This is a genomic window from Curtobacterium sp. P97, assembly GCF_023712445.1.
In the GTDB taxonomy this organism is placed as follows: Bacteria; Actinomycetota; Actinomycetes; order Actinomycetales; family Microbacteriaceae; genus Curtobacterium.
On the sequence record NZ_JAMAYF010000062.1, the window covers coordinates 1 to 481 of the forward strand.

Sequence of the window (481 nt, forward strand, 5' to 3'; positions counted from 1 at the left end):
GGTGCGACACCACGAGCGCGGGGCGGGCGATGCGGTCACCGGGGCGTCGTCGTCCGCCGTGGTGGTGAGCAGGTCGGCCAGGTGCACGACGCCCGCGATCTGGTCGTCGGCGGTGAGCACGGGGTAGCGGGAGTGCCCGGTGGCCATGACCTCCCGCAGGTGGCCCAGGGTGTCGGCGTCGGCGACCGTGCCGACCCGGTGCCGCGGGATCATCGCGTGCTCGGCGTCCTGCTCGGGGAAGTCGATGATCCGGTCGAGCAGCACCGACAGCTCGGCCGGCAGGTCACCGCTGGCGCGGGAGTCCTCGACGATGCTGTCGAGGTCGCGGGCGGTCGCCGAGTGCTCGACGTCGTGCACCGGTTCGATGCGCAGCGCGCGCAGCAGCAGGTTCGACGCCTGGTCGAAGAACCAGATGAGCCAGCCGAAGAGCTTGAGGTAGAGCACCGTCGAGGTGGCCAGCCAGCGCGAGACCGGTTCGGGC

1 protein-coding gene is annotated in these 481 nt (G+C 71.9%); it reads right to left on the reverse strand.

The features are described from left to right. On the reverse strand, positions 1 to 481 hold a 481-nt coding region (locus tag M3677_RS16930), incomplete at both ends, for a CBS domain-containing protein (protein ID WP_251161128.1).